Here is a 26,155-nt window from a genome sequence, read left to right on the forward strand (position 1 = left end):
GTATGAATGAAAATCTGCATCCAGCCAAACAAATTGTTATGATCATGGAACGTGTCTATAAATATGGCATGACAACAATTTCAGGAGGAAACCTATCTATTCTAGATGAAAATGGTGACCTTTGGATTACTCCATCGGGAATTGATAAAGGAGCATTAACCATGGATGATATCATGTGCGTCAAAAAGGACGGTACATTCATAGGGAAACATAAACCATCGGTAGAGCTTCCTTTTCATCAAGGAATTTATGAAGCAAGGCCCGATATAAAAGCTGTCGTACATGCACATCCCCCGGCTTTGGTTTCCTTTAGCATGGCTCGTAAAGGACCAAACCCAAAGTTGCTTTTACATGCATATAAGAGTGTAGCAGATTCCCTTCAGGTTGCACCCTATGCGATCCCTGGAAGCGACAAATTAAAGGGAAATATTTCGGCTGAATTTGCAAAAGGAGGGGATGCGGTCATATTGGAGAATCATGGTATTGTGGTAGGGAAACCCACTATATTTGATGCCTTTATGTTGTTTGAAACACTTGAAGATACTGCTTGTATGGAAATAAATGCAAGGAATATAGGGAAACCATTTGAACTGACCGAACAAAATTTACAAGAAATAGATTTATATAAAGCGGATAAATTAACACAGATAGAAATGAAGCACCATTCTGTCGAAGAGGTTTCTTGCCGTCAAGAAATGATCAGGTTATTGGAACGGTTATATGATCGTCAGCTTTTTACAAGTATCTCAGGCAGCTTTTCAACCCGCCTTAAAGATGGCTCTATTTTAATCACGCCTGCTCAACAGGACCGTAAATATATTAAGGAAGATGAATTGGTTCTGATTCATCAGGAGTATAGTGAAGCTGGAAAGGAACCATGTGAGTTTTTTGAGCTTCATCAAAAAATATATGAGTTAAACCCGGAGCTTACATCCGTAATCATTGCGAACCCAAGATTTTTAATGGCCTATGCTGTGACAGATGTTAAATATAATACACATATAATTCCAGAGGCCTACATTGTACTTCGGGATATAGATAAAGTGCATTTTGGTATGGGAGAAGATCATAATAGAATGATTGCAGATAAACTAGCAGAGGATAATCCTGTCCTATTAATTGAAAATGGGTATGCAGTTGTCTCTGGAAAAAGTTTACTGAGTGTATTTGATAGGCTAGAAGTAGCTGAATATAGTGCAAAAGCATTGGTGTACGCTAAAAGTATTGGCGAAGTAATCGATATTAGTGATGAAGATATTGAAGAAATTATTGAAGGTTTTAAGCTAATTGCCAAATAACGATATCAATGAAAAAAGGCAGTTCCTAAGCTCTCTATTTATATAGAGGGCTTTATATATGTTACAATACAAAAACAAACAAAAGTAAACAAAGATTATATAGATAGGAGAAAGTTGGTATGCTTGTAGCTCAAAGACACCAAAAAATTGTCGAACTCGTAAATGAACGTTCGAGTATTCGTGTTACAGAATTAAGTGAAATCTTTTCAGTAACAGAGGAAACAATCCGACGTGATCTCGAAAAGCTTGAGAAAGAAACAAAACTAAAACGCAGCCACGGCGGGGCCGTAAGCCTGCAAGAAGATGATTCGGAAATCCATTTTTCCGAAAGAGTGATAACAAATGTCAACGAAAAAAAAGTGATAGCATATGAAGCGGCAAAGCGGATAGTGGAAGGTGACAGGATTATTTTAGATGCAAGTACAACTGCCTGGTATATGTCAAAAGCCTTACCAAACATACCGCTAACGGTTATTACCAATTCCACCAAAGTGGTGATGGAATTGAGTAAAAAAGAAAAAATAGAGGTTATTTCAACCGGGGGAAGATTGCTGTCAAAGTCTTTATCATTTGTTGGTCCGATAGCAGAGAAATCATTAACGATGTATCATGTCAACAAAACGTTTTTGTCTTGCAAGGGGATTCACTTAGAAGAAGGACTCAGTGATTCTAATGAAGGGCAGGCTTTATTAAAAAAGAAAATGATCGAAAGGTCGGATGCAGTAATCCTGATGGTGGATTCCTCAAAGTTTGGAAAAAAGGCGTTTTCATTAATCGTTCCGCCTAGTGAAGTGGATGAGGTCATTACGGATAGAGAAATAGATGAAGCATCAAGAAAATTGCTTGAAAAAAGACATGTAAAAGTAACGATTGTAAAATAAAATAGAATCATTAGCGACAGTTGGGAAATGTGTCCTTTAAAGCGAGCAATCTATTATAGAGGTTGGGTATCTTTACGGTGCCCAATCTATTTTTATTATTGCCTCGTTTCCAAAAAAAAGGGCTTTCAGTTTAGTAACATGCTTGCGTGAGGGAAAGGCAGGAGACGTACGGGGTTGTGAATATTACCAATAGGAAGGGAAAGGGGGTTTTGTCTTAAGTTTCGCAGAAAAAATACCATTAGGGTAAAGGGCAAACGAAAGGGCAGACGTGAAACGTTAATTTTTTTTGAAAATTTACATATAATCGAAGGAGAAAAAGTAAAGTGTTATTTGGCTCTTGGTGATAGTTGAAAATGGAAAACCTTTCCGTTAACATATAATTAGAATCATATAATAGGAGGTTGCGCATTGGTTTTACACATTAAAGAAGTTACGAAAAAATTCGGGGATTTCACAGCAGTCAACAAGCTTGATTTAACTATTCCCGAAAAAGAAATGTTCGGCTTTTTAGGCGGGAATGGAGCGGGGAAAACGACTACGTTCCGGATGATACTCGGCCTGCTTGACCCTACTGAAGGGGAAGTTGTCTGGGATGGGAAGAAAATCGATTATACGACCAGTTCAATGATTGGCTATCTTCCTGAGGAACGCGGACTATATCCAAAACTGAAAGTGCGCGATCAAATTGTTTATTTGGCTAGATTAAGAGGGATGAACAAACGCGATGCTTTGAAAGAACTGGAGTATTGGCTGGATCGCTTTATGGTGCCCGATTATATCGATAAGCGAGTTGAAGAGCTTTCAAAGGGAAATCAACAAAAAATCCAGCTGATCGCATCAATGATCCATAAACCTGAATTACTTATTCTTGACGAACCCTTCAGCGGACTGGATCCAGTGAACGTGGAAATCCTGAAGAAAGCGGTCATTGACTTAAGGGACAGCGGCACGACGATCGTTTTCTCGAGCCATCGCATGGAGCATGTCGAGGAGATGTGTGAGCATCTTTGCATCATGCATAAAGGTTCACCTGTTGTGGCTGGAAAGTTAAAAGAAATCAAGCGTTCTTTTGGCAAAAAGAATGTCTCAATTAAAGCGGATTTTGATCTATCTTTCTTGGATCATTATGCAGGTGTAACAAAAGTCAAGAACACGATGGAAGGGAAAGTTCTTCAAGTAACTGGTGAAGATGTGGCTGAGAGCATGCTACGTGATCTTGTTCCAAGAGGTTTCGTCCGGAAATTCGAATTGGAAGAACCATCGCTAACGGATATTTTCATTGAAAAAGTAGGTGCCGTCTATGAATAAATTTTGGATTGTCCTTTCCCATACATACCTATCAAAATTAAAGACGAAATCCTTTATCATTTCTACAATCATTATGATGGCACTGATTCTCCTTCTTTCGAATCTTTCGAATCTTATTGATAAATTCGACAGTGATGAACAGGAAAAGGTTGCCGTAATCGATCAGACTGAAGGCGGTTTATTTGATTCTTATAAAAATGCTGTAGCAGGTGTGAACGATGACCTATCGATAATATCCGCCCAGGATGAAAAGGAAGCGGAGGAAATGGTCAGCGCGGAAGAAATCGTTGGGTATTTATTAATCCAAAAGGATAAAACTCTCGGCTTCAAGGGAACGTACAAAGCGAATCAAATTTCAGATTCTGCGGTAAGTAATGATTTACTATTAGCGCTTACTCAATTGAAGGGTCAAATAACGGCGAAGGAATTGAATTTGACAGAGCAGCAAATCGCTCAATTGAATACGCCGCCAGCATTTGATACGATTGCTCTTCAGAAAAATGCAAAAACGGAAGAGGATCTCAATCAAGCACGCGGTCTCGTGTATGTGCTCCTATTCGTGATTTACTTCGGTGTGTTGATGTATGCAACGATGATTGCAATGGAAGTGGCTACTGAGAAAACATCACGAGTCATGGAAATCCTGATTTCAAGTGTCCCGCCAGTCACACAGATGTTTGCCAAAATAATGGGTGTTGCTTTACTTAGTCTTACTCAAATGATTTTATTTTTTGGGGTGGGCTATTTCTCGATTAAACAAAACTTGACAGGTATGGATGAAGGATTCTTTTCATTTTTCGGTTTCGGCAGCACAGATATCTCAACAATCATTTATGCAATCATCTTCGCTTTGCTTGGGTATTTTCTGTACGCAACTCTTGCAGCATGCCTTGGATCTGTTGTCAGCAAAATTGAAGATGTCCAGCAAATGATTTCACCGATGACCATGTTAGTTGTCATCGCCTTCATGATTGCAATGTTTGGACTGGGGAATCCTTCAGCCAGTTATATTACGATCACATCATTCATTCCATTTTTCACGCCGATGATCATGTTCTTGCGCGTAGGGATGCTTGAAGTTCCATTCTGGGAAATCGCCATCAGCATAGGAGTGTTGATCTTAACGATTGTTTTACTTGGAATAATCGGAGCAAAAATCTATCGTGGTGGAGTCTTGATGTACGGTAGCTCAAAATCATTGAAAAGTATCAAGAATGCCCTGCAATTATCCAAGAAAAATTAACATGAAACCTGGATCTTTCATCCTGTTGGAGGGGTTCAGGTTTTTTAAAGTTAATAATATAGGAACGAAAAGTAGCATAGATATAAGGGAACATAAATATATTCCCTTTATGCAAACACGATTAGGAGTGAATTATTATGAGCAATCTGGTAACGTTGACGATAGTTTCAGAAGTGTTTCTTTTGCTATCCTTCATCATTATTATTTTATCAACCAAGAATCCGAAAAGAAATGTTCTCTGGGTCATCTTGTTCATCATTGGAGCTGCTCCGCTTTTATATTTAGCCATAGATCATGTGAAAAACGATTATATGGACGCAAATATCGGACTGGGCCTTGCCTTTATGTATACCTGGTTATACAGCGCAGTTGCTTTTATCATTGGCATCATTCTTTTAGTGAAAAAGAAAAGGAATAATAACATTTCAAAAGAACTGTGATAATCACATTGGAATCCTAAATTAAATGAAAATAAAACCGCTGAGGATACATAAACTATACCCCGAATAACGGAAAAGTCCCTTATCCGGGTTTTTTTATGTTTCAATAGGTAGAATGAGAATGGACGGAGGCTTTCTATGAGTAAGAATAAATAACCTATAATCCTGATACCTGGAAACCGGACGGAATTTCCAGTATTAGAAAGTTTTGTAGTAACATCCAAAGGAGATGGAAAATCATATTAATATATGCGAATTTTAATCCTAAGTATGCTTAAATGGCTACTATAATCCTTAAAACAATTAGAACATCTGCAAGTCTGGTGAAACCTAGGAAAAATCCTGCTCAGCGTTTAGGAACTGCCAAAAAAGTACATTCTTGGGATGATATAATTCATTAACGATAGTCGAATGAAATTCCTTTTTCTTCTTCAACTAACAACGCAGGTTTGTGAAAGAAGGAGAATCAATTTTAGTAAGATAATCTTGTTACATTGGTATCTCACCTGAGGAAGTATTAAAGGCATAACAAGATGGTTTATATGAAGAAATATTAAGGTCATGTTCCGACGAGGAATCAGTTGGTTAATGTAAATACAGCGTAACATTATATTATACATTGGACTTCGATTGATGGCTATATTGCAAATGAGGATGGTATATTAGAGTGGTTAGGATCAACAGAAGTAGAGGGAGATTCTGGCTACAATTCAATCCTCGAAAGAATAGACACCGTTGTTATGAGAAAAGGAACTTATGATGTCATTCGTGGATTTGATATAGATTATCCTTATAATGGTTATAAAAATCATATTTTCTAAATCTGTTAGTGGATCAGATGAATATGCTTCATTTATTAATGAAGATGTCAAAACCTACATTAAAAAAAGATGATACCACACAGAGATTGAAGAAATTTGCGACACTCCTGCCGAAATGACTGGCTAGCCGAGCCCCTGCGAGACTTGGCAGATAGGGAGCAGGCTCTGAGCTTAAGAATAAAAAATGATAAAAATACAGATAGTAATAAATGATGCACATAAATCTTTCTCTTTGCATAGGGTAGGAGGGTATGGTATATTTAATTTTGAGGAGGGATGGGCAAATGGATGAAATGATGAATGGTCAAAATGCGGTGAATGAAGAAGAATGTTGTACGGCCTCTTCCCACGGCCGAAAGAGTCATCACTCAGAAGCAGTAAAAAAGAATTTAACGACCCGGTTAAATCGAATTGAAGGTCAAATTCGCGGTATAAAGGGTCTTATTGAAAAAGATACGTACTGTGATGATGTGATCACCCAAATAGCAGCTACACAAAGCGCGATGAATAGTGTAGCCAAGATTTTATTGGAAGGCCATCTAAGGAATTGTGTGGTGGAACGCCTGAATGAAGGGGATACAGAGGTTATAGATGAAGTGCTTGTAACGATACAAAAATTAATGAAAAAATAAAGGAGCAGTGGATAAAATGGAAAATGTAACATTGAATGTTAGTGGAATGTCTTGTGGTCATTGTGTGAATGCAGTTGAAGGGAATGTAGCCAAACTTGCAGGTGTTGAAAGCGTAAAGGTGCATTTGGATGCAGGAAAAGTAGATGTAGCGTTTGACAAGGAAAAAGTATCACTTGAGAAAATAAAAGAAACAATCGATGATCAAGGCTACGATGTCGAGTAAGTTATGAGAGTGCTGTTAAGCACTTCTTTTTTACAAAGAAATATACCCCATAGCGGTATAGGGAGGCGGGATGAAGTGAGCAGCCAAATAAAAGAAACAAGTTTACAGATTTCTGGAATGACTTGCGCTGCCTGTGCAAACCGAATTGAAAAAGGGTTAAACAAAATGGAAGGCGTTGAGGAAGCCACCGTTAATTTGGCACTTGAGAAATCGGTTATTAAATATGATTCGGAAAAAGTAAGCAACCAGGACTTTGAAAAGAAAATTCAAGATCTTGGCTATGCTGTAGTAAAAGAGAAAAAGGAATTTACGATTACTGGCATGACCTGTGCTGCCTGTGCTAACCGAATAGAAAAAGGGTTAAATAAGATGGATGGGGTGAGCATGGCTAATGTCAATCTAGCGCTTGAAAATGCGACCGTCGAATATGATCCTTCCCAAGCTTCCCCAATTGATATCATTCAACGGGTTGAGAAGCTGGGGTATGGGGCGATCATCAAGGAAGATAAAGTGGAATCCATGAATTTCCGTCAAAAAGAAATACAAAAACAAAAGAATACATTCATCTTTTCGGTCATATTATCATTCCCATTATTATGGGCGATGGTAAGCCATTTTAGTTTTACTTCGTTTATCTATATGCCTGATTTCCTCATGAATCCTTGGGTGCAGATGGCATTCGCAACCCCCGTTCAATTTTTGATTGGAAAGCAGTTCTATGTTGGAGCTTATAAAGCCTTGAGAAATAAAAGTGCCAATATGGATGTATTAGTCGCGATGGGAACATCCGCTGCCTATTTTTACAGTGTTTATCAGGCGATCATCTCGATGGGGTCGCATCACAATACGGCACAACTTTATTTCGAAACCAGTTCGATTCTTATCACCCTCATTCTTTTGGGGAAGCTGTTTGAAGCAAAAGCAAAAGGACGTTCTTCCGAGGCCATCAAAAAATTGATGGGGCTTCAGGCTAAAACGGCATTGGTTTTAAGAAATGGGGAGGAACGGGAAATACCACTTGAAGAAGTCATCGTAGGGGATACGATTTTGGTGAAGCCGGGTGAGAAGATCCCTGTCGATGGCAAGGTAATCGAAGGGAACTCTGCCGTCGATGAATCCATGTTAACGGGTGAGAGCATTCCGGTCGATAAAACAAACGGGGATACTGTTATCGGTTCAACATTGAATAAGAATGGGTTTATCAAAATGAAAGCGACGAAAATAGGAAGGGATACAGCTCTCTCCCAAATCATCAAAGTCGTCGAAGATGCTCAAGGTTCGAAAGCGCCGATTCAACGGCTTGCTGACCAAATTTCCGGTGTTTTCGTTCCCATTGTTGTCGGAATTGCTCTTTTAACTTTTCTGGTTTGGATGATTTGGGTTAACCCTGGAGAATTCACACCTGCTTTTGAAGCGATGATTGCAGTGCTAGTCATAGCCTGCCCATGTGCTCTAGGCCTGGCCACTCCCACCTCTATCATGGCAGGATCTGGAAGGGCTGCCGAATTCGGCATCTTATTTAAAGGCGGGGAACATCTGGAAACCACCCACCATATCGATACGGTCATCTTGGATAAAACGGGAACGGTAACGAATGGTACCCCTGTGTTGACAGATGTCCTCATTGAGAATGGTATGGAGGAAGAACAGTTTTTATCATTAGTCGGTGCAGCTGAAAAACAATCTGAACACCCTCTTGCTCAATCAATCGTTCAAGGAATTCAAGCAAGACAGATTTCACTTGCAGCGGTTGAGGAATTTGAAGCGATGCCTGGATACGGGATTAGAGCTGTGGCGGATCAAAAAGTGATATTCATCGGAACCCGTAAATTGATGAAGCAAAATAACGTGGATATCACTAAGGCGCTAACAGCGATGGAAGAATTTGAAGAGCAAGGGAAGACTGCAATGCTCGCTAGCATTGAAGGGGAATATGCAGGACTCATTGCTGTTGCGGATACGATAAAAGAGAGCTCGCTTGAGGCGATTAAAAGGTTAAAAGCAATGGACACCCAGGTCATCATGATAACCGGGGATAATCAAAGAACAGCAAATGCCATCGGCCATCAAGTTGGCATTGACCATGTAATCGCAGAAGTCCTACCTGAAGGGAAAGCGGAAGAAGTGAAAAAACTGCAGGCCGCCGGTAAAACTGTGGCAATGGTCGGCGATGGGATAAATGATGCGCCCGCGCTGGCACTAGCCGATATAGGAATGGCGATAGGAACCGGGACGGACATAGCCATGGAGGCTGCCGATATCACTTTGATTCGGGGTGATTTGAACAGTATTGCAGATGCCATCCTCATGAGCAGGAAGACGATGAAAAATATCAAACAAAACCTATTCTGGGCTTTTGCCTATAATGTAATCGGAATACCAATTGCGGCAATCGGACTGCTTGCCCCGTGGTTAGCGGGTGCTGCCATGGCCTTCAGTTCTGTGTCAGTCGTATTGAATGCACTTCGCCTTCAACGGATAAAGCTTTAATGATCATGTAACATATATAGAAGGCAGTTGTACTGACTGAATATACCATTCTACGGGCGTATGGATTATAATCATCCAAATAAAGCCGATGATTCCTTGGCAAGAGGATCATCGGCTTTCATCTGGAATGACGGCATGTTACTGCCACTCTTTTAGGTTGTCAAACCGCTTATTTTAAACAGTAAAAAACATAATCTGTAGGTGTGCCATTCTCGCCTTGTTGATGGAGCATCGCTGATACATTACCGCGATGATAGGTCCCATGATTCACTACATGATGGATGAGGTCGGCAAGTACAAACTCACAAGCCCCCATTTTCGGATGTTCGGTTACAATGGTCCGTTCAAGATCAGGCTGCGAAGTAAGGAAATTGTCGTAATCCTTTGCAAGTTCATCATATAAGGATTCCAGTTCATTTAATGTGATTCCGTCCACTTCTTTCCGCCGCTGTTCAACTTTCTTAAAAGTTTCTTGAACTGTGCTTCCTTTCATTATCTCCAACCAGGTAATATCTGTTGCGAAAAGGTGAACAAGGACTTCCTTGATAGATGGAAAGACACTTTTTATCGTGTCTCCATAGACTCCTTCCGGTAATTGTTTTAGTTTTTGGAACACTTGCTGATTAGCCCAAACGTGGTAATCATACATTTTCTTGGCACGGTTATTTTCCATTTTTTCACTCCTTTAATTGTTACATATCCTTTTCGACATCATTTAAAGAACTCCTTTATCAAAAGCTGCATCCTAATCTGATAATTTGTCCATGCAAATGCTTCATTTTCTACATACTATGATAATAGATGCTATCCTACTATTGTTATTACGTTTGATTGCCATCAAAGAGTCCAAGAGTGTGAAAATTCACTTTATTTTCAAATATTGTTAATATGATAGTAACTCTTATCGAGAGGTGGAAAAAAATGAGAGCAGATGCCGTTTTTGAAGGTGGGGGGGTCAGGGGAATTGCTTTTATTGGAGCGATTCAAGCAATGGAAGAGGAAAAAGTAGAATGGGAGAGACTTGCTGGGACATCAGCAGGAGCAGTAATAGCTGCTCTTTTGGCTAGTGGCTATAAAAGCCATGAAATTAAAGAACGGTATAGTGAAATCAATTACTCAAAGCTTCGAGGCAGGACAATTCTGAATCGAATTCCCATTTTGGGCTTCTTTTTGGAGCTTATGGTTCATCTCGGGATTTACAAAAACGATTATTTGGAAACATGGGTGGATTCTCTTCTTTCAGAAAAAGGGATTAAGACATTCGCGGATCTTCCAGATGGAAAGTTGAAGATAATTGCTTCGGATGTTTCGAATGGCCAGATGCTTATTTTGCCAGATGATTTGGATCGCTATGGGATGACTCCTGCTGATTTAAAAGTTTCAACTGCCGTAATGATGAGTGCCTCCTTACCATTTTTCTTCCGTCCGGTTATTTGGAAATCAAAAGACCGGAAAAAATCCTACATTTTAGATGGTGGTTTACTTAGTAACTTCCCAATATGGATTTTTGATACAGACAATCCTCGCTTTCCAACGTTTGGATTCCATTTTGTGAAAGATGAAGTTAACATAGATGCGGTTATACCAACGCCAATCCACCTTTTCAAAAATATATTTAAAACGATGCTTCAAGCCCATGATTTACGTTATATGAACAAAGAAACGATTGAACGCACGATTCAAATTCCTACTGGCGGCATCAATGCAACGGATTTTGAACTGAATGAGGATGAAATCGACTTTCTCTATAAATCAGGCTATACTTCTGCAAAAGAATTTTTGTCGAATTGGGATTTTGAACAATATAAGGCCAAACGCTTGCAAAGAGTCAAAAAAGAGTAGGAGAAACATTCCTCTATCATTCGGTCCAAAAGGGGGAAAGAGGGGACAAGGAGCTGCTACAACGGCTCTTTTTCTTATTGAATGAACGAACCAATCGTTTAATTCAAAAGCAATAAGTGGAATTACAATCATAAAAAATTAATATAATATATTATTTTGATATTGCTTAACAAATATTATAAAAGCATTTAAATGTATGAGGAAATGAGACTTTTAAAAATTATTAGATGACATAATAAATAGTATCTTTTACGACGTCTATGTGAACCAGTCAAAGAATTGACCGAACATAAAAACTACTTCTTTCGAAAAAATCTTGCCTGAGACATATTCCAAGTTTGAATGAAGTCATAAAATCCCACAGCTTCTAAAAGAGGTAACGATAATTTGGATAATGATTCATCAGACCCTTTTTTTATATATATTTTTATAAAAATAAAATAAATCTAGTTATATTTTCATACTAATGTTAATATAAAGTAGTAGATAATACCTAAACATGGAAAGGAGAGGATTTTAAAAACAGATATAGAAATCGGAATTGTTCCCGCCTCAGCCTTCAGCCTCTACTTAGATCACTCCATAAACAGCATCTTCTATGAGAGAATTTATTTCTTAAATGTAGGAAAAATGTTAAGAAAAAATCTACTAGAAGGGGAATAGAATATTATGAAAAATATATTTGCCTTTTCATTATCGTTGATTATTTTATTTAGTTTTGTAGCTCCTTCCTTTGCAAGTATAGAAGTTAGCAACGAGACATCGACACAACAAGAGGTAAACGAACATGCCTATTCTTTTAATGAACTAGAAATAATAAGTAATACAATTTTAACGGAGCAAGAGATTGAAAATCTATATAATGAAGTTATGAGTATTAATACACTTAACTCAGGTGGTATAACTGCATATGGACCTATTTCAGGTGGATCAACAATAACTGAAATAGCTCCTATTTATAGAACCTACAAAAATACCGGTGTAAATGAAGCCAAAAATCTAATTTTTGCATATATGATGAAAAAGATTCCTAAAAAACTGACAGATAGTGTATTCGCTAATTGGCTTTTTGTAAAGTTAAATAGCTGGTCCAAAATTAGTCCAACTTACGTGGGTTCTTGGGTATCAAGTTCATATAGCACTGCAGAAAAGAAAAGAAATTATCATGCGACAGTGGTTCATTATGGCAAAAGTAATTACACATCACCTAAATCAGTTCAATATTTCCAATGCAATTACTGGTTTGGGAAATAATAAATCGAGGAAATGGGGAATAAGATGAATTTGAAAATATTATTGAGAATAGGTATCTTTTTATTATTTTCTTTTCTTATGATTTTTGATTATTTCCCTCATCTCGTTCTCAGAGACATTCCTAAAACTGCACTGACAATTGGAATGATCTCATTAGCGGTTGTCTATATTGTCATTAATCGAAAGACTGAAAAAGATTGTGAAAATGCATTAATTGGAGAAGCAGTATTTATTTTTTATTTGTTAGTGCTAATAGGATTATTAACGGTAATGGGCGGAAAATCTACTGTAGGAATCTCTTTGAATAATCCTATGTTATGGTTTGTTTTATTATTGACAATCGTTGATATGATCGTAAGATATAGGAAAATGAATGCTTAGAAAACGCTAAACTTATGAAATTGGGGAAATTCCGGACGAAAAAACAGCCAGTTGGCTGCCTATTTACTTCATATTATCTCAGACTAAAGCTTTAGGCACATAACATGTACTTTATTATTTTCTTATAACGAACGAAGGAGCCTTTATAGCTTCTTCGTTTGGTTGGTTAAGAGTTCTTATTTCGTAATAAATCGAATCGTAGAATCTTTTCTATTGATACTCTTCAGCAAGAATTTAATTAATTCTGCGTACCTTTCCTCAAGCCAATCTCGAGCGAATACATTAGGTGCAACTAATGTCATTTGGTCACTTTCAATAGAAGAAAAGTACACATCTTTCATCCAAGTCTCATAGCTCGGTTTAGAGATCTTTTTCTGAATTGGTACTTTAACAAGGGAGAATATATCTTTATCGTCCAACAATTCATTATGTATTGACACATCTTTTAACGGAGGTACAGCCTCTTGATCCGGGTTTAAATGATCTATTATTGAGTGACACGATTTAATTCATGTCTTAGTGAAAGTTTTAGCTTTAGTAACTCCTGCATTAAAAAATCTTTAGATTTATCATTACTATCCATTGTACGTCCCCCTTGATGTCTGGTTATCTTTCTATGTCCAAGAAAGATCCATGAAGTATTAGTTCATACCTCTTTTTAGACATATTCTAAATCATTTGGTTCTTTTTCATTTGTAAGTAAATTCAACAGTTCATCTAGTTCCTGGCTTTTATGTAATGTTTTTGGGGCAGTAAATCCATAAATCAATCCGGTGGTTATTAGTTCTTTCCTCAATATCTCAATTTTTTCAAATAATGCTTCCATACTCTCCAATGTAGAATCCTCAAGTGCTTTCTTTTTTTTGTTATGAAACTATTATTACATAAATTAGGATGTTTTTAAACAAAAGTGAGTATTCACTTATAAAATTATTGTTGAAGCATTAATGTCCGATTTTAGAAAACTATGATGATTTCTAAACCTTCCTTTGAATTCAGGTTTCCTTACTGCGGTGGGATTCAACCAAGTGATGTAGATCTTTCTTTTATTCCATTATTTCGCTGGCTTCTTTAGGCTTTTATAGTTTTAAATGTTTATTGTAAAAATAGCCCTTGGAAGTTATTTGTAACGATTAAATAAATGATTCGTTAAGAGAACTAGGCTGAAAGACTGTCGTTATATGTAAAAGTTTGTAGGGCTATGTAAATGAATGAGTGAATTAAAACTCTTTTTGTATTCAATGGGTATCATAAGACCTGCCTAAAAATTCCTAATTTATTGATTTATTGATTTACACATCTTCATACACCTTTAAAAATGGCCTTCTATACTTGAACCAGATTCAAATAATAGGAGGGAAAGATCAATGAATAATGAAAGAGCAATGGATGATTTAATTAAGAATTGGAGCGAATTAGGTAAGAATATGGACCGCCGAAATTTTATCCAGGGAGCGAGTAAGCTTGCCGGACTTTCATTAGGTCTTGCCCTTGCCCAATCAATGGGCGGGATTGAAGTGAATGCTGCCCCGAAATTCAGTGATTATCCATTTACTCTCGGTGTAGCTTCAGGAGATCCGCTCTCGGACAGTGTCGTTTTATGGACAAGGTTGGCACCGGATCCGTTGAATGGAGGAGGAATGCCAAAAGAAGCCATTTCGGTTAAATGGGAAGTGGCAAAGGATGAGAATTTCAGAAAGATTGTCCAGCAAGGCAAGGAAATAGCCAGGCCGGAACTTGGCCACTCCGTACATGTGGAAGTAAGCGGGTTAAAACCTGATAAAGTCTATTTTTACCGTTTTAAAAGCGGCGGGGAAGTAAGTCAGACTGGGAAAACGAAAACACTTCCGCCAATAGGTTCAAGTGTTTCGAGCTTGTCATTCGCGTTTGTTTCATGCCAGCAATTTGAGCATGGTTATTATACGGCCTATAAACATTTGGCAAAGGAAGATCTGGATATTGTCTTCCACCTTGGCGATTATATATATGAATATGGACCAAATGAATATGTTTCTTCTACAGGTAATGTCCGTGTACATAGTGGACCAGAGATCATTACACTTGAAGATTATCGGAATAGATACGCACAATATCGCTCTGATACCCATTTAAAAGCGGCACACGCAGCTTTCCCATGGGTCGTGACTTGGGATGATCATGAAGTTGAAAACAATTATGCAAATGTCATCCCGGAAAAAGGGCAATCGGTAGAAGCTTTCATCAAGAGAAGGGCCGCCGCTTATCAGGCTTACTATGAGCATATGCCCCTTCGCAAATCATCTTTGCCTAAGGGAGCGGATATGAGGTTATACCGAAATTTCACATATGGCGACCTGGCCTCTTTCTTTGTATTGGATTCGCGTCAATACCGGGATGATCAGGCAAACGGTGATGGAAGTTCACCGCAAACGCCTGAGTCACTTGATCCGAAACGCACATTACTAGGTCCAGAGCAGGAACAGTGGCTAACTGACAATCTATCAAAATCAAAAACGAAGTGGAATGTTCTGCCTCAGCAGATTTTCTTTGCACAACGGAATTATGGAACACCAACCGCCCCAAAATTCAGCATGGATTCCTGGGATGGTTACCCGGCTGCACGCGATCGCTTAATTGATGTAATCAAAAGCAACAACCTGGAAAATCTGGTCGTATTGACCGGTGATGTACATGCAAGCTGGGCCGCCAATTTAAAGGCGGATTTCGATGATCCAAATTCAAAGATTTTCGGAGTGGAGTTTGTCGGCACTTCGATCACATCTGGCGGAAATGGTGCGGATAAGCGTGCGGACACGGATAAAATACTAAGTCAGAATCCGCATATAAAGTTCTTTAATGATTACAGGGGATATGTCCGGTGCAAAGTAACACCAGAACAATGGAAGGCGGATTACCGTGTAGTCCCATTCGTGACAGAACCAGGTGCGGATATATCGACAAGAGCATCCTTTGTTTTTGATAAGGATCAAACAGGGCTGCGAAAGGTTGCATCAGCAGCGGTTATGGAAGGTGTACATAAAACGAACGAAGTCGAGGAGGATCGGACACGTGCCCATAATCGCGCACATGAAAAACAAAGAATGAAAAGTCAGGGGAAAGTGACTAATTGATAGGGAATCCTTATGATGTTTGACAGGAATGTAGCGAAGAAAAATGAGAAGAACAGAGGAGTGAGTAGGAATGCTTTCAAATATAGGAATACCCGGTTTGGTGATTGTCCTTGTGATTGCACTGATTATTTTTGGACCGTCCAAACTGCCGGAAATAGGCCGTGCATTTGGCCGGACATTATCCGAATTCAAAAGTGCAACCAAAGGATTGGTGAATGATACAGAAAAAGAAGAAGAAAATGAGAATAAAGCTGCATTAAGAGCTGTTAAAAAAGAGGGATGAAGTAAATGAGATAGAGCGGGCGGAAAGACTCGCCTGCTTCTTTTCATGAGAAGGGTTAGAGAGGAAGCGCTATTTGCAAAATGGCAAATAATATGTCTAAAAAGGGGGAGTGAAAGTGGAGAGTAAGGATTTACACGTTATTGAGCATATGGAGGAACTCCGAAGCAGAATCATTAAAACACTGATAGGCTTTGTGGCCTTTTTCATAATGAGCTTCATATTCGTACAGGATATTTATAATTTACTTATTAAAGATTTGGAAGGAAAGCTTGCCGTGCTCGGGCCGAGTGAGATCCTATGGGTATATATGATTATTGCTGGGGTTTGCGCAATAGCTGCAACGATTCCGCTTGCAGCCTATCAGTTATGGCGCTTTGTGGCTCCAGCTTTGAAACCGGAAGAGAGAAAGGTTACATTTCGCTTCATACCCGGACTGTTCATTCTATTTATCACAGGTATCTCATTTGGATATTTTGTGTTGTTTCCAATAGTTCTGGGTTTCCTAACTTCCCTATCGGCCGGGCAGTTCGAGATGATGTTCACTGCGGAAAAGTATTTTCGTTTCATGATTAATTTGATCTTACCTTTCGGGATTTTATTCGAGATGCCGCTTGTGGTCATGTTCCTGACCAGATTAGGCATCATCAATCCAGCGGTGTTGAAAAAGTCTCGCAAGATTTCTTATTTCGTCCTGGTCATCATCTCAATCCTGATTACACCTCCAGATATAATTTCGGACATTTTGGTTATCGTCCCTTTACTTGTGCTTTATGAAGTGAGTGTACAGCTGTCCAATATGGTTTATCGTAAAAGGCTTATGAAAGATGAGTCAGCATTATCCGTGACATGAAAAGGATAATCACAGCCTATTGAAAGTAACATTTCTTGGGAAATAATGGGGTATAAAAAAGTAGAGGGGTATAATCCCCACTACTCAGACTAGACTGTAGACAAACTGGATGAAAATCGAGTTTGTCTACAGTATTTTTTGGTTTCGACAATTTGGATATAGGTTTTTGTTCAAAGACTCGCTTTCCGCAGGAGTTACGGGAGTCTCCTGGTGGCTCCCTAGTAGTGCTTATCCGTCAGGAGTCTCACACTTTCCTCTCCAATTAACTTTGTTATTTCTGAAAAGTACTCGATAGGAATAACTTGATCAATTATCCTTTTTTATCATGGCTTCTGACCTTATATTTGGGGAAGTTTTACGTTTATTGTTACCAATCCACCAAACCGATATTGCACTCACTAAACCAGCAAAAACGACATACAAGCTAAGTAAAATGGGAGATCCATTATTATAACCTAATAATGCAGTGGCAATGATAGGTGTCAAACCACTAGCGAAAATTCCGGAAAATTGATATACGAAAGACATTCCTGTGTACCTGACTGGAGCATTGAATAGCTCTGCAAATAATGCAGCTTCTGGCCCATAAACTGACGAATAAAAGATTCCTAGAGGAATGATGAGTGCCATCCAGATTACAAGGGTGCTGCCATTACTATTCGACATTATCCAAAAAGCAGGAAGGGCAGAAAATCCTGTAACAAGACTGCCAATTAAATAGGTTCGAGTTCTTCCAAATCGGTCAGATACATGACCGAAGATAGGAATGAAAAAACACATGACAAATGCTGCAGCGGACACACCGAGTAATGCTTCAGTACGTGATAAATCAAGAGAGTTTGTTAAATAGGTAATTGAAAATACACCCATAATATTAAAAAACACGCCGTCTATATATCTTGCACCCATGCCAGCCAGGACATTACCGGTATTATTTTTCCACATGTCCTTTATTGGCATGTTAGATTCTACGTTACTTTCCTTCACTTTTTTAAACTCAGGTGATTCCGAAACATTAAGCCGAATCCATAAACCAAGGAATATCAATATCGAGCTAAGCGCAAAAGCTGTTCGCCATCCCCAAGACATGAACTGACTATCAGATAAAGTGGAAGAAAGTACTCCCACAACACCAGAAGACAAAAGCAAGCCAATTGATAATCCAATTTGTGGCAGACTCGCATATAGCCCCCTCTTTTTTAATGGTGCATGTTCAAAAGTCATTAGTACAGCACCGCCCCATTCACCGCCAAGTCCAATTCCTTGCAATATTCTTAAGATAAGCAAGCAGATAGGAGCCCATATGCCAATTTGGTTATAAGTGGGTACTAGGGCGATTAATACAGTACTCCCTCCCATAATACCTAAGCTGGTTATCAACATGCTTTTCCGACCGATTTTGTCTCCGAAATGACCAAAAATCAAGCCTCCCACCGGACGGGCTATAAACCCCACAGCAAATGTGGCATAGGCTAGCAAAGTGGATACGATCGGATCATCAGCAGGAAAGTATAGCTTATTGAATACTATTCCAGCGACTACACCGTAAAGGAAAAAGTCATACCACTCAATAGTAGAACCAATGAGACTTGCCCCCACCACACGTGAGAGCGTTTTATCCTTTTTTATTTCCATCTCTTTTCCTCCCTAAAATTAATAAATTCAAAAAATTGGTTGGATATGAAGAAGAGTACGATTAAGTATCTAATGGATTTCAAAAAAATAATCCGAGTGGGGGACAATTTAATCGATATATACCTGTATCTGATAATAACTCCACAAATGAATTTTGTACTGTTTTTAAAATGCTTTCTAAAAATGTTTTAAAGTGAATGTATCTATCCTTGATTTGTTTGGGCACTTCAATAATTGTTAAAACTTTCAGAATTGGCCAGTTTGGTATGCGCTTTCATTTTGGTGTATTACTTTATTTCAGAGACAGCTTGTGAATTTCGGTTAGATAGTTTTTCAGCTAATAAGTGAAAAACATTCCGTATGTCTTGCTCAGTCGGAACTCTTCTGTTAGTAGCTATTCCATTACCTGAAAGTGCATCATTAACTAATGTTGGAATTTCGGCATTTAATTTTTGGGTGTCTATATATTTAAGTCCGTCATGCCAAACACCGAACTTTTCATTAAATTCTTCCAACGAGGAAATAGCAAATAAAGTAAGGTTTTCTTTGCTTAGAGAGGGAGAGGCCCCAAGTGCCAATGCTATTTCTGCAAAATGTTCTTGGCAGGAATCTAGGCTGAATTCCATAACAAAGGGCATCAGCAAGGCTACGCTTAGTCCATGTGGAATGTGGAACCTCGCTCCTAACGCTCTTCCTGCTGCGTGGGCTAAATTTGTTGAAGCATTTGAAAAAGCGATGCCTGCATAACAACTTGCCAACATCATTTCTCTTCTTGAATCAATATCTGATCCATTTTCAAAGACTTTTGGCAGTGATTTTCCGATTAGTTTTATAGCCTCAATAGAAAATAATTTGGTCATGATTGTCGCTCTGTTCGAAAGAAGTCCTTCAATAGCGTGTGAAAGAGCATCGAGTCCTGTATAGACCGTAAAACTGGGGGGGAGGGTTAAAGTTAATTCCGGGTCTAGAATTGCCACATCTGGAACAAGGTCAGGGTGACTTGGATTCATTTTTATATTCGTATCAAAATCAGTGATAACCATAATTTTAGTAACTTCAGATCCGGTTCCAGATGTTGTAGGAACCGCAAAAAGAGGGAGTCGATCCAGTTTTTGATAATTAGGTATGCTCTTCCATTCAGTATCCATCGATTTACCGAAAACTGATAATGCCTTTGCTAAATCAATGGCACTGCCTCCTCCTATGCCGAGTACACAATCCCCGTGAAAATCATTGAAATGGGTTAATGCCTCTTTAACATGTTTGGTAGACGGTTCTCCTGAAAAATTAGTGAAAAGTTTGTATTCTATACCACTTTTCGTTAAGATAACCCCTATCTTTTCACGGAGGTTCAACGGAGGTTTAGCCAAGAAAGAGTCCATGAGTATGAAAACTTTTCTTCCTCCTTTTGATCTAATTTGTTTTCCTAAATAATGAATGGCCCCATTTTCAAGCATAATATTCCGAGGTAAATCAAGTATAGCCATTTTATCACCCTTTTCTTAATATTGTTAAAGAGTTTAACTGATAAAATACTAATGCAAGAAACGTGCCGAAGTTTGAATGTTGTGAAAATTGTGTTAAAAAAGGTACTTCACTTAAAATAATGGTATTGAATTGTCACCAACCTGGTAATAAAATGACTACAAAAGGAGGCGGATAAATGGAAAAAAAGGAACTTTTAGAAAAGATAAAACATTTAGAGGCAACCAATAAACAAATGCGTACAATCATTGACTTTTCCTCAGACGGGCTTTATGTGGTTGATGAGGATGGAATCACTATAGAAGTTAATAAGGCTTATGAAGAAATGACAGGGATAAATCGTAATGAAGTTATTGGTAAGGATATTAGAGATTTAGTATTAATGGAGTATTTTGATGAATCAGCTGCGTATATGGCATTACAGTCTAAGAAAACTACCACTATCATGCAAAAAATCAATAAATGTAAATATTTTGTAGCAACAGCTACCCCAGTCTTTGATAACTCAAAGAAAAAGGTAAAAATGATAGTTACGAGTGTAAGAGATATAACTTATTTGAATCATTTACAAAGTCAAACAAGAAAAATTGAACTTGATAATGAAATTGACGCAAAACACAACATTAAACATCATCCTCAAATAATTTATAAAAGTCAGCAAATGCAGACCCTTATAAAAAAGGCAAAAAAAATTGCTGGATTTCCAACATCTGTACTCATTACAGGTGACTCCGGGACAGGTAAAGAAGTATTGGCTAATTACATACATCAATACAGCCCACAAAAAGAAGGCCCTTTCATTAAGGTGAATTGTGCAGCCATCCCATCTGAATTATTTGAGTCGGAATTGTTTGGATTTGCTAATGGAGCGTTTACAGGAGCTAAAAAAGGTGGAAAGGCTGGATTTTTTGAAAAAGCGAATATGGGTACCATCTTATTAGATGAAATTGGGGAACTTCCATTGATGATGCAAGCTAAATTGCTCCGCGTTCTCCAAGATCAAGCTATTACCCGAATAGGTGATACAAGACCAATTCCTCTTAACTTTCGATTAATTTGTTCCACCAATAAAGACCTAAGGGAACTTATTAATAAAAAGCAATTCAGAGAAGATTTATGGTATCGGATTAATGTCATCCATTTAGATATACCACCGTTACAAAAGCGGAAATCTGATATTTTACCTCTTATTGATTTTTACCTTATGATGCTTTGTGAGCAGTTCGGGTTAATAAAAAAAATAATGCCTGAAACTATAAAGCTTATGGAAAGTTATCATTGGCCAGGAAATGTTCGTGAGCTGAAAAATATAATTGAGTATTTGGTGGTATCAACATCAGTACCTTCCATATTCCCTAGAGACCTGCCTGAACATATTAGGGATAATTGGAAATTAGAGAGCGATACCGAATATGAGGAATATCATATATCCCCCTCAAGTCACCGTAACTTAAAGGAAGCAATGAATCAATTTGAAGCTCAGATAATCTTAGAAGCCTTAAAATCCTCACCAAGCATTCGAAAAGCAGCTATTAAACTCGAAATTGACCATGCAAATCTAATTAGGAGAATGAAACGTCTTGGGATTCAGAATTGAGGCAAATGAAATCTATAAATGAAGCCTAATAGACGATATGCACCCAAAGTTTTTACCGCTAGTTATATTTTTTACCCCTATACGATAAAATTGGATAGTTATGGAAGGAGTTTTTTTCCTGAATAATAATGCCCCAGCAAATTATGTTCCCCTTTAATGCACTCATATCATTTTAAACAAACTAATAATATCATATGTTAATTTCCAACATGAAATAGGTAATTGGACATTCCAAAAGAAACATAAGAACGTAATAGTAAAAATATCGAAAGGTGAAAGGTTCGAATCTTATTATCGTTCAAGTATAAATATATATTTAGGGGGGAGAGCATTATCAAAATATCGAACAGGATGGTGAGAATGTATGAAGGAATTATTGAAAATTATCGCAGGAAACATTTCCATGACCTTTGCCTATGCTTATTTAATCGTTCCCAATGAAATCATCAATGGCGGGGTAACTAGCTCGGCATTATTATTGAATGCATTATTGGGCTATAACATTGCCATGCTCGCCAATTTGGTTACAGGATTACTGTTAATCGTTTGTTTCGTGTTTCTAGGGAAAGAGTACTTTTTTAAGTCGATCGTAAGTTCCCTTAGCTATATGGTTTTTTTTAATTTTTTTTATTCATTGAACATTCATTTTGATATGAATATCGTTTTAGTGATTTTCATTTCGTCGATTTTTATAGCGATAGGATATTATTTATGTATAACTGCAAATGCCTCCACTGTTGGCTTTGACGTGCTCGCCTTAATTTTACATCACAAAAATGAAAAAATAGATATTGCTGCGACAATAAGGATTATTAATCTTATCGTACTGATATTGGGCCTTCTGGTTTATGGTTATGCATCGATTGTTAAGGGAATTGCTTTTACATTGCTTTTTTCATATCTTTTAAAGAAAATGCTGGATAGAAAGCAGAAGGCAGTAACGTCAGCTACGGAAAGTGTGTTGGATGAAACACCAAAGGTAAATGAAGTAAAATAACTAAAATTGCAGACTTAATGGACATTGTTTTTTATATGAAAATGTTCATTTTGTTATCTAAATATTCTGATTTTTAAATTGACTTTAAAAAAATCAGAGTGTATTATACACATAGAAAGTGGTACTAACATCATGACGTAATGATGTTAGATTCGCTTCGTTTTTCAAAATAGCCTTAAGGAAGGAGGACTAGTGATATAGAATCCTAAGTTCATAGCGTCATACCCTGTGTTGTTTGAAAATGCCATGTTTCCAGTTCCCACTATCTTTGTGAAAGTGTAAAGGACAGGCAGCTGAAAAGCCTGCCTTACATTCAAGTAGCGATTATCTTAGTTGATTCCCCAAATTATTGAAAGTTGGTGGAGGGTATGAAACATCAACAGGAAGAACTGAAACCAGGTCTGAAACAAAGACATTTAACGATGATATCTTTGAGTGGTGTCATAGGCGCTGGTTTATTCGTAGGAAGCGGTATCATTATTGGTCAAACGGGCCCCGGGGCGATATTATCATATGTTTTGGCAGGCTTGATCGTTGTTTTAGTCATGAGGATGCTTGGGGAAATGGCTACAGTGAATCCCAATACTGGATCTTTTGCGGTTTATGCAAGAGAAGGGATAGGTGAATGGGCCGGTTTTACAACAGGTTGGTTATATTGGTTCTTTTGGGTTATCGTAATTGCTTTGGAGGCAACGGCTGGAGCAGCAATCATTCACAGCTGGCTTCCTTCCGTTCCCGTCTGGGTCATAAGTCTATCATTGATCATCCTATTGAAAATGACGAATATTTTTTCCGTGAAATCGTTTGGTGAGTTCGAATACTGGTTTTCAATCATTAAAATAATCAGTATCATACTATTCCTGTGCCTGGGGGTGGCCGTGATATTTGGGTTTATCCCAACGATAAAACCACCTGGCACTTCCAATCTTTTAAACTTTGGCGGGTTTATTCCAAATGGTCTAAGTTCTGTGCTTGTTGGTGTTGCAATCGTTTTTCATGCATTTGTTGGAGTGGAGATACCAGCGATTGCCGCGGGTGAAACCAGTGATCCGGTCAAATCAGTTAGAAGTGCATTGAATAGTGTGGTTTGGCGAATCCTGATTTTCTATATCGGGTCCATCGCCATACTGGTGACGCTATTACCTTGGAATTCGGCTTCTTTGCTGAAAAGTCCATTTGTCGCAGTACTTGAAATGCTGGGAATCCCTTCTGCTGCCCTGATCATGAATATAGTGATTCTCATTGCATTGCTATCCTGTTTGAATTCGGGATTATATACGAGTTCACGCATGTTATTTTCACTTGCACAAAAGGGTGACGCCCCAAAGCTATTTTCTAAAGTGAGCAAGAACGGTGTCCCTATATTTGCTGTAGTCGGCTCTACTATATTTGCCTTTATCAGCACCATTTTCAGTTATGTTTCACCTGATAAAATCTTTTTCTTTTTAGTGAATTCCTCGGGCGGAGTCGGAATTCTTGTTTATCTGGCCATTGCGGTTTCCCATCTCCGATTAAGGAAGAGAATGGAGAAGGAGAATCCTGGAATATTCAAGATCAAGATGTGGTTATTCCCGTATTTGACTTATGCAACCATCATTTCCATGATTTCCGTGTTAATATTAATGGCTTTTATCGATTCGCAGCGTCCGCAGTTCATATTTACCATGCTATTTAGCTTGATCGTTATTTGTTCATTCTTTTTCATTCGGCGAAAAAAAGCGAAGTATTTGGAGAATGAATTAAATATTGCTTCTGGTTCCCCTAATTCTGAAAAGTTTTAGCTTTGGCTCTACACCATTGGTTTAATTTAAGGTTACTTCTATGGAATTCCTCAGACAAAATTCTTCAATTCACTAATCAGCTAGAATATGATTCCAATAGAAAAAGAGAATTGTGCCAATAAGTGCTTGGTGCCATCTGTCTTTTAAATCATGAAGGAGGGGTTATATTGAATGGTTTCCGTGTAATAACCAGTGGAGTTGTCCTTGGGGCCATATTGCTGTCAGGCTGCGGCAATTCAGCTGAACCGGACGAGGCTCAACAGGAAAAAAGTCCAATCATGAATGAAAATCCGGAATCAAATACGGGTGAAACCCAAAATCCGGAGGTCATTAAAAAAGGTGTCGGCGATGTGATTCAATCCATAAAAGAATTGGAATCAGAATTAAGTGCGGAAGCGGATCCAGAGAGAATTCAAGAAATGGGAAAAGATATGAGTTCTATTTGGGATTCGATAGAAAAGCAAGTGGAAGATGAATACCCGGATTGGTATGAAAGGATTGAGAAAAACCTTTACCCATTAATTGGGGAGTCAGGGAATCCGGAAAAGGACCTTGAAAAGATTAAACGACTCTCTGAAGCTACAAAGGAAGATTTACAGTTATTTTTGGAAGAAGTTAATTGAATTCTCTTTATACCCTGGTTTAGCAAGTTTGGTGATTTTGGAGGAGGTAAGATGAGGAGGGGAGCATAGATTGGAAAGGGCAAATGAATGCAAAGAGGTTCAAGCAGTGATATTCGATTGGGCAGGAACGACGGTGGATTATGGTTGTTTTGCACCGGTCCAAGCATTTGTCGAGATATTCAGGATAAGGGGGATAGATATTACCATTAAGGAAGCAAGGGAACCTATGGGTTTATTGAAAATGGATCATATTATGGAACTCCTGAAAATGAAACGAATCTCTAATTTGTGGAGTGCTAAATTCGGGAAAGAACCGGACGAAAGAGATCTAAATTCATTATATAAAGACTTTGAGGCTTTGCTTTTTAAAGTTCTAAAGGATAATGCCAAGCCAATACCCGGCGTAATTGAATTAGTCAGCCGTTTAAGGCAGCAAGGAATAAAAATCGGTTCGACAACGGGGTATACTCGTGAAATGATTGATGTTGTTAAAGAAGAGGCGGAAAAATGGGGCTATCAACCCGATTCCATCGTTGCGTCCACCGAAGTGCCTACAGGTAGGCCTGCTCCTTGGATGTGCTTTAAGACGGCGATGAATCTCCAAGTGTATCCACTCAGCAAAATCGTTAAAGTGGGTGATACGATCAGTGATATCAAAGAAGGAATTTCTGCGGGAATGTGGACTGTTGCCGTATTGAAAGGCGGCAGTGAAATCGGACTTTCAGAAGCAGAAATCAGTGAAATGGACCCTTATGATCTGCAAAAACGGATGAAGACTGCAGAAAACCGTTTTTTGAATGCAGGTGCCGATTTCGTAATTGATGAAATAGGTGATTTATTGGAGATCATCGATAGAATCAACTACAGATTGACTGAAAAAAAGGATATATTTATTGGTTAAAAAAGAGTCAAATACATGTGTTAGTGCCTATGCTTGACAGAGACTTTAAATTAATTCTAAATATTCAAATTATTTATTGA

General features: G+C 38.2%; 24 protein-coding genes. 19 read left to right on the top strand and 5 right to left on the bottom strand.

The window, feature by feature from the left end:
• Positions 1–2: 2 nt before the first annotated feature.
• The 8 genes from AC3WLU_RS19595 (at position 3) to AC3WLU_RS19630 (ending at position 9,336) form a co-directional block, all read left to right on the top strand.
• A complete protein-coding gene (locus AC3WLU_RS19595; RefSeq protein ID WP_413002706.1) occupies positions 3–1,298 on the top strand; it encodes a class II aldolase/adducin family protein in 1,296 nt (431 codons plus the stop codon).
• 119 nt (positions 1,299–1,417) lie between these two features.
• Positions 1,418–2,179 (top strand): DeoR/GlpR family DNA-binding transcription regulator, encoded by a 762-nt coding sequence (locus AC3WLU_RS19600; protein ID WP_487374309.1) that lies wholly within the window; start codon positions 1,418–1,420, stop codon positions 2,177–2,179.
• 408 nt (positions 2,180–2,587) lie between these two features.
• On the top strand, positions 2,588–3,487 hold the full coding sequence (locus tag AC3WLU_RS19605; protein ID WP_057276035.1) for an ABC transporter ATP-binding protein: 900 nt from the start codon (positions 2,588–2,590) through the stop codon (positions 3,485–3,487).
• Positions 3,480–4,730 carry an ABC transporter permease gene (locus tag AC3WLU_RS19610; RefSeq protein ID WP_098865487.1) on the top strand — a complete coding sequence of 417 codons (1,251 nt, stop codon included), beginning with the start codon at positions 3,480–3,482 and terminating at the stop codon, positions 4,728–4,730. The genes AC3WLU_RS19605 and AC3WLU_RS19610 overlap by 8 nt, the downstream gene beginning before the upstream one ends.
• 137 nt (positions 4,731–4,867) lie before the next feature.
• Positions 4,868–5,170 carry a hypothetical protein gene (locus AC3WLU_RS19615; protein WP_048679343.1) on the top strand — a complete coding sequence of 101 codons (303 nt, stop codon included), beginning with the start codon at positions 4,868–4,870 and terminating at the stop codon, positions 5,168–5,170.
• A gap of 1,114 nt (positions 5,171–6,284) precedes the next feature.
• Positions 6,285–6,623, top strand: a complete 339-nt coding sequence (locus AC3WLU_RS19620) for a metal-sensitive transcriptional regulator (protein ID WP_440438358.1) — start codon at positions 6,285–6,287, stop codon at positions 6,621–6,623.
• 16 nt (positions 6,624–6,639) lie between these two features.
• On the top strand, positions 6,640–6,846 hold the full coding sequence (gene copZ / locus AC3WLU_RS19625; protein WP_057276009.1) for a copper chaperone CopZ: 207 nt from the start codon (positions 6,640–6,642) through the stop codon (positions 6,844–6,846).
• 75 nt (positions 6,847–6,921) lie between these two features.
• Positions 6,922–9,336 (top strand): heavy metal translocating P-type ATPase, encoded by a 2,415-nt coding sequence (locus AC3WLU_RS19630; protein WP_492597769.1) that lies wholly within the window; start codon positions 6,922–6,924, stop codon positions 9,334–9,336.
• A gap of 169 nt (positions 9,337–9,505) precedes the next feature.
• On the opposite strand, the gene AC3WLU_RS19635 is transcribed toward AC3WLU_RS19630, so the two are convergent.
• Entirely contained in the window at positions 9,506–10,009 is a 504-nt protein-coding gene (locus tag AC3WLU_RS19635) for a DinB family protein (RefSeq protein ID WP_096338680.1), read from the bottom strand.
• 248 nt (positions 10,010–10,257) lie between these two features.
• Between AC3WLU_RS19635 and AC3WLU_RS19640 the strand changes: the two genes are divergently transcribed.
• The 3 genes from AC3WLU_RS19640 (at position 10,258) to AC3WLU_RS19650 (ending at position 12,813) form a co-directional block, all read left to right on the top strand.
• Positions 10,258–11,178, top strand: coding sequence for a patatin-like phospholipase family protein (locus AC3WLU_RS19640; protein ID WP_413002717.1), 921 nt, complete (start codon positions 10,258–10,260; stop codon positions 11,176–11,178).
• Positions 11,179–11,847: 669 nt separating this feature from the next.
• Positions 11,848–12,432, top strand: a complete 585-nt coding sequence (locus AC3WLU_RS19645) for a hypothetical protein (RefSeq protein ID WP_283917930.1) — start codon at positions 11,848–11,850, stop codon at positions 12,430–12,432.
• Between the two features lie 24 nt (positions 12,433–12,456).
• Complete coding sequence (locus AC3WLU_RS19650) at positions 12,457–12,813, top strand: hypothetical protein (RefSeq protein WP_492597770.1); 357 nt, start codon at positions 12,457–12,459, stop codon at positions 12,811–12,813.
• 176 nt (positions 12,814–12,989) lie between these two features.
• Here the strand turns inward: AC3WLU_RS19650 and AC3WLU_RS19655 are convergent, their stop codons facing one another.
• Together AC3WLU_RS19655 and AC3WLU_RS19660 are read right to left on the bottom strand one after the other, a co-directional pair.
• Entirely contained in the window at positions 12,990–13,253 is a 264-nt protein-coding gene (locus AC3WLU_RS19655; protein WP_440438269.1) for a DnaA N-terminal domain-containing protein, read from the bottom strand.
• 218 nt (positions 13,254–13,471) lie between these two features.
• On the bottom strand, positions 13,472–13,639 hold the full coding sequence (locus AC3WLU_RS19660; protein ID WP_082352106.1) for an aspartyl-phosphate phosphatase Spo0E family protein: 168 nt from the start codon (positions 13,637–13,639) through the stop codon (positions 13,472–13,474).
• A gap of 541 nt (positions 13,640–14,180) precedes the next feature.
• Between AC3WLU_RS19660 and phoD the strand changes: the two genes are divergently transcribed.
• The 3 genes from phoD to tatC all read left to right on the top strand — a co-directional run bounded on the left by phoD (position 14,181) and on the right by tatC (position 17,056).
• Entirely contained in the window at positions 14,181–15,923 is a 1,743-nt protein-coding gene (phoD, locus tag AC3WLU_RS19665; protein WP_413002725.1) for an alkaline phosphatase PhoD, read from the top strand.
• Between the two features lie 70 nt (positions 15,924–15,993).
• Positions 15,994–16,206, top strand: a complete 213-nt coding sequence (locus AC3WLU_RS19670) for a twin-arginine translocase TatA/TatE family subunit (protein ID WP_034312740.1) — start codon at positions 15,994–15,996, stop codon at positions 16,204–16,206.
• A gap of 148 nt (positions 16,207–16,354) precedes the next feature.
• The gene (tatC, locus tag AC3WLU_RS19675) at positions 16,355–17,056 is read left to right on the top strand and encodes a twin-arginine translocase subunit TatC (protein WP_413002802.1); all 702 of its coding nucleotides are present in this window, start codon (positions 16,355–16,357) and stop codon (positions 17,054–17,056) included.
• Between the two features lie 306 nt (positions 17,057–17,362).
• On the opposite strand, the gene AC3WLU_RS19680 is transcribed toward tatC, so the two are convergent.
• Together AC3WLU_RS19680 and AC3WLU_RS19685 are read right to left on the bottom strand one after the other, a co-directional pair.
• Positions 17,363–18,691: an MFS transporter gene (locus tag AC3WLU_RS19680; RefSeq protein WP_492597771.1), complete on the bottom strand. Its 1,329-nt coding sequence runs from the start codon at positions 18,689–18,691 to the stop codon at positions 17,363–17,365.
• 287 nt (positions 18,692–18,978) lie between these two features.
• A complete protein-coding gene (locus AC3WLU_RS19685) occupies positions 18,979–20,178 on the bottom strand; it encodes an iron-containing alcohol dehydrogenase (RefSeq protein ID WP_413002729.1) in 1,200 nt (399 codons plus the stop codon).
• Positions 20,179–20,354: 176 nt separating this feature from the next.
• Here AC3WLU_RS19685 and AC3WLU_RS19690 point away from each other — a divergent pair, with 176 nt between their 5' ends.
• The 5 genes from AC3WLU_RS19690 (at position 20,355) to phnX (ending at position 26,075) form a co-directional block, all read left to right on the top strand.
• Positions 20,355–21,773: a sigma-54 interaction domain-containing protein gene (locus AC3WLU_RS19690; RefSeq protein WP_413002731.1), complete on the top strand. Its 1,419-nt coding sequence runs from the start codon at positions 20,355–20,357 to the stop codon at positions 21,771–21,773.
• A 364-nt stretch (positions 21,774–22,137) separates the two neighbouring features.
• Positions 22,138–22,770, top strand: a complete 633-nt coding sequence (locus AC3WLU_RS19695; RefSeq protein WP_492597772.1) for a YitT family protein — start codon at positions 22,138–22,140, stop codon at positions 22,768–22,770.
• A 368-nt stretch (positions 22,771–23,138) separates the two neighbouring features.
• Positions 23,139–24,551 carry an amino acid permease gene (locus AC3WLU_RS19700; RefSeq protein WP_492597773.1) on the top strand — a complete coding sequence of 471 codons (1,413 nt, stop codon included), beginning with the start codon at positions 23,139–23,141 and terminating at the stop codon, positions 24,549–24,551.
• Positions 24,552–24,718: 167 nt separating this feature from the next.
• Complete coding sequence (locus AC3WLU_RS19705; RefSeq protein WP_095394400.1) at positions 24,719–25,174, top strand: hypothetical protein; 456 nt, start codon at positions 24,719–24,721, stop codon at positions 25,172–25,174.
• Positions 25,175–25,244: 70 nt separating this feature from the next.
• Positions 25,245–26,075: a phosphonoacetaldehyde hydrolase gene (gene phnX / locus AC3WLU_RS19710; protein ID WP_492597774.1), complete on the top strand. Its 831-nt coding sequence runs from the start codon at positions 25,245–25,247 to the stop codon at positions 26,073–26,075.
• Positions 26,076–26,155 lie beyond the last annotated feature (80 nt).

The organism is Peribacillus sp. FW305-BF15 (assembly GCF_058783805.1).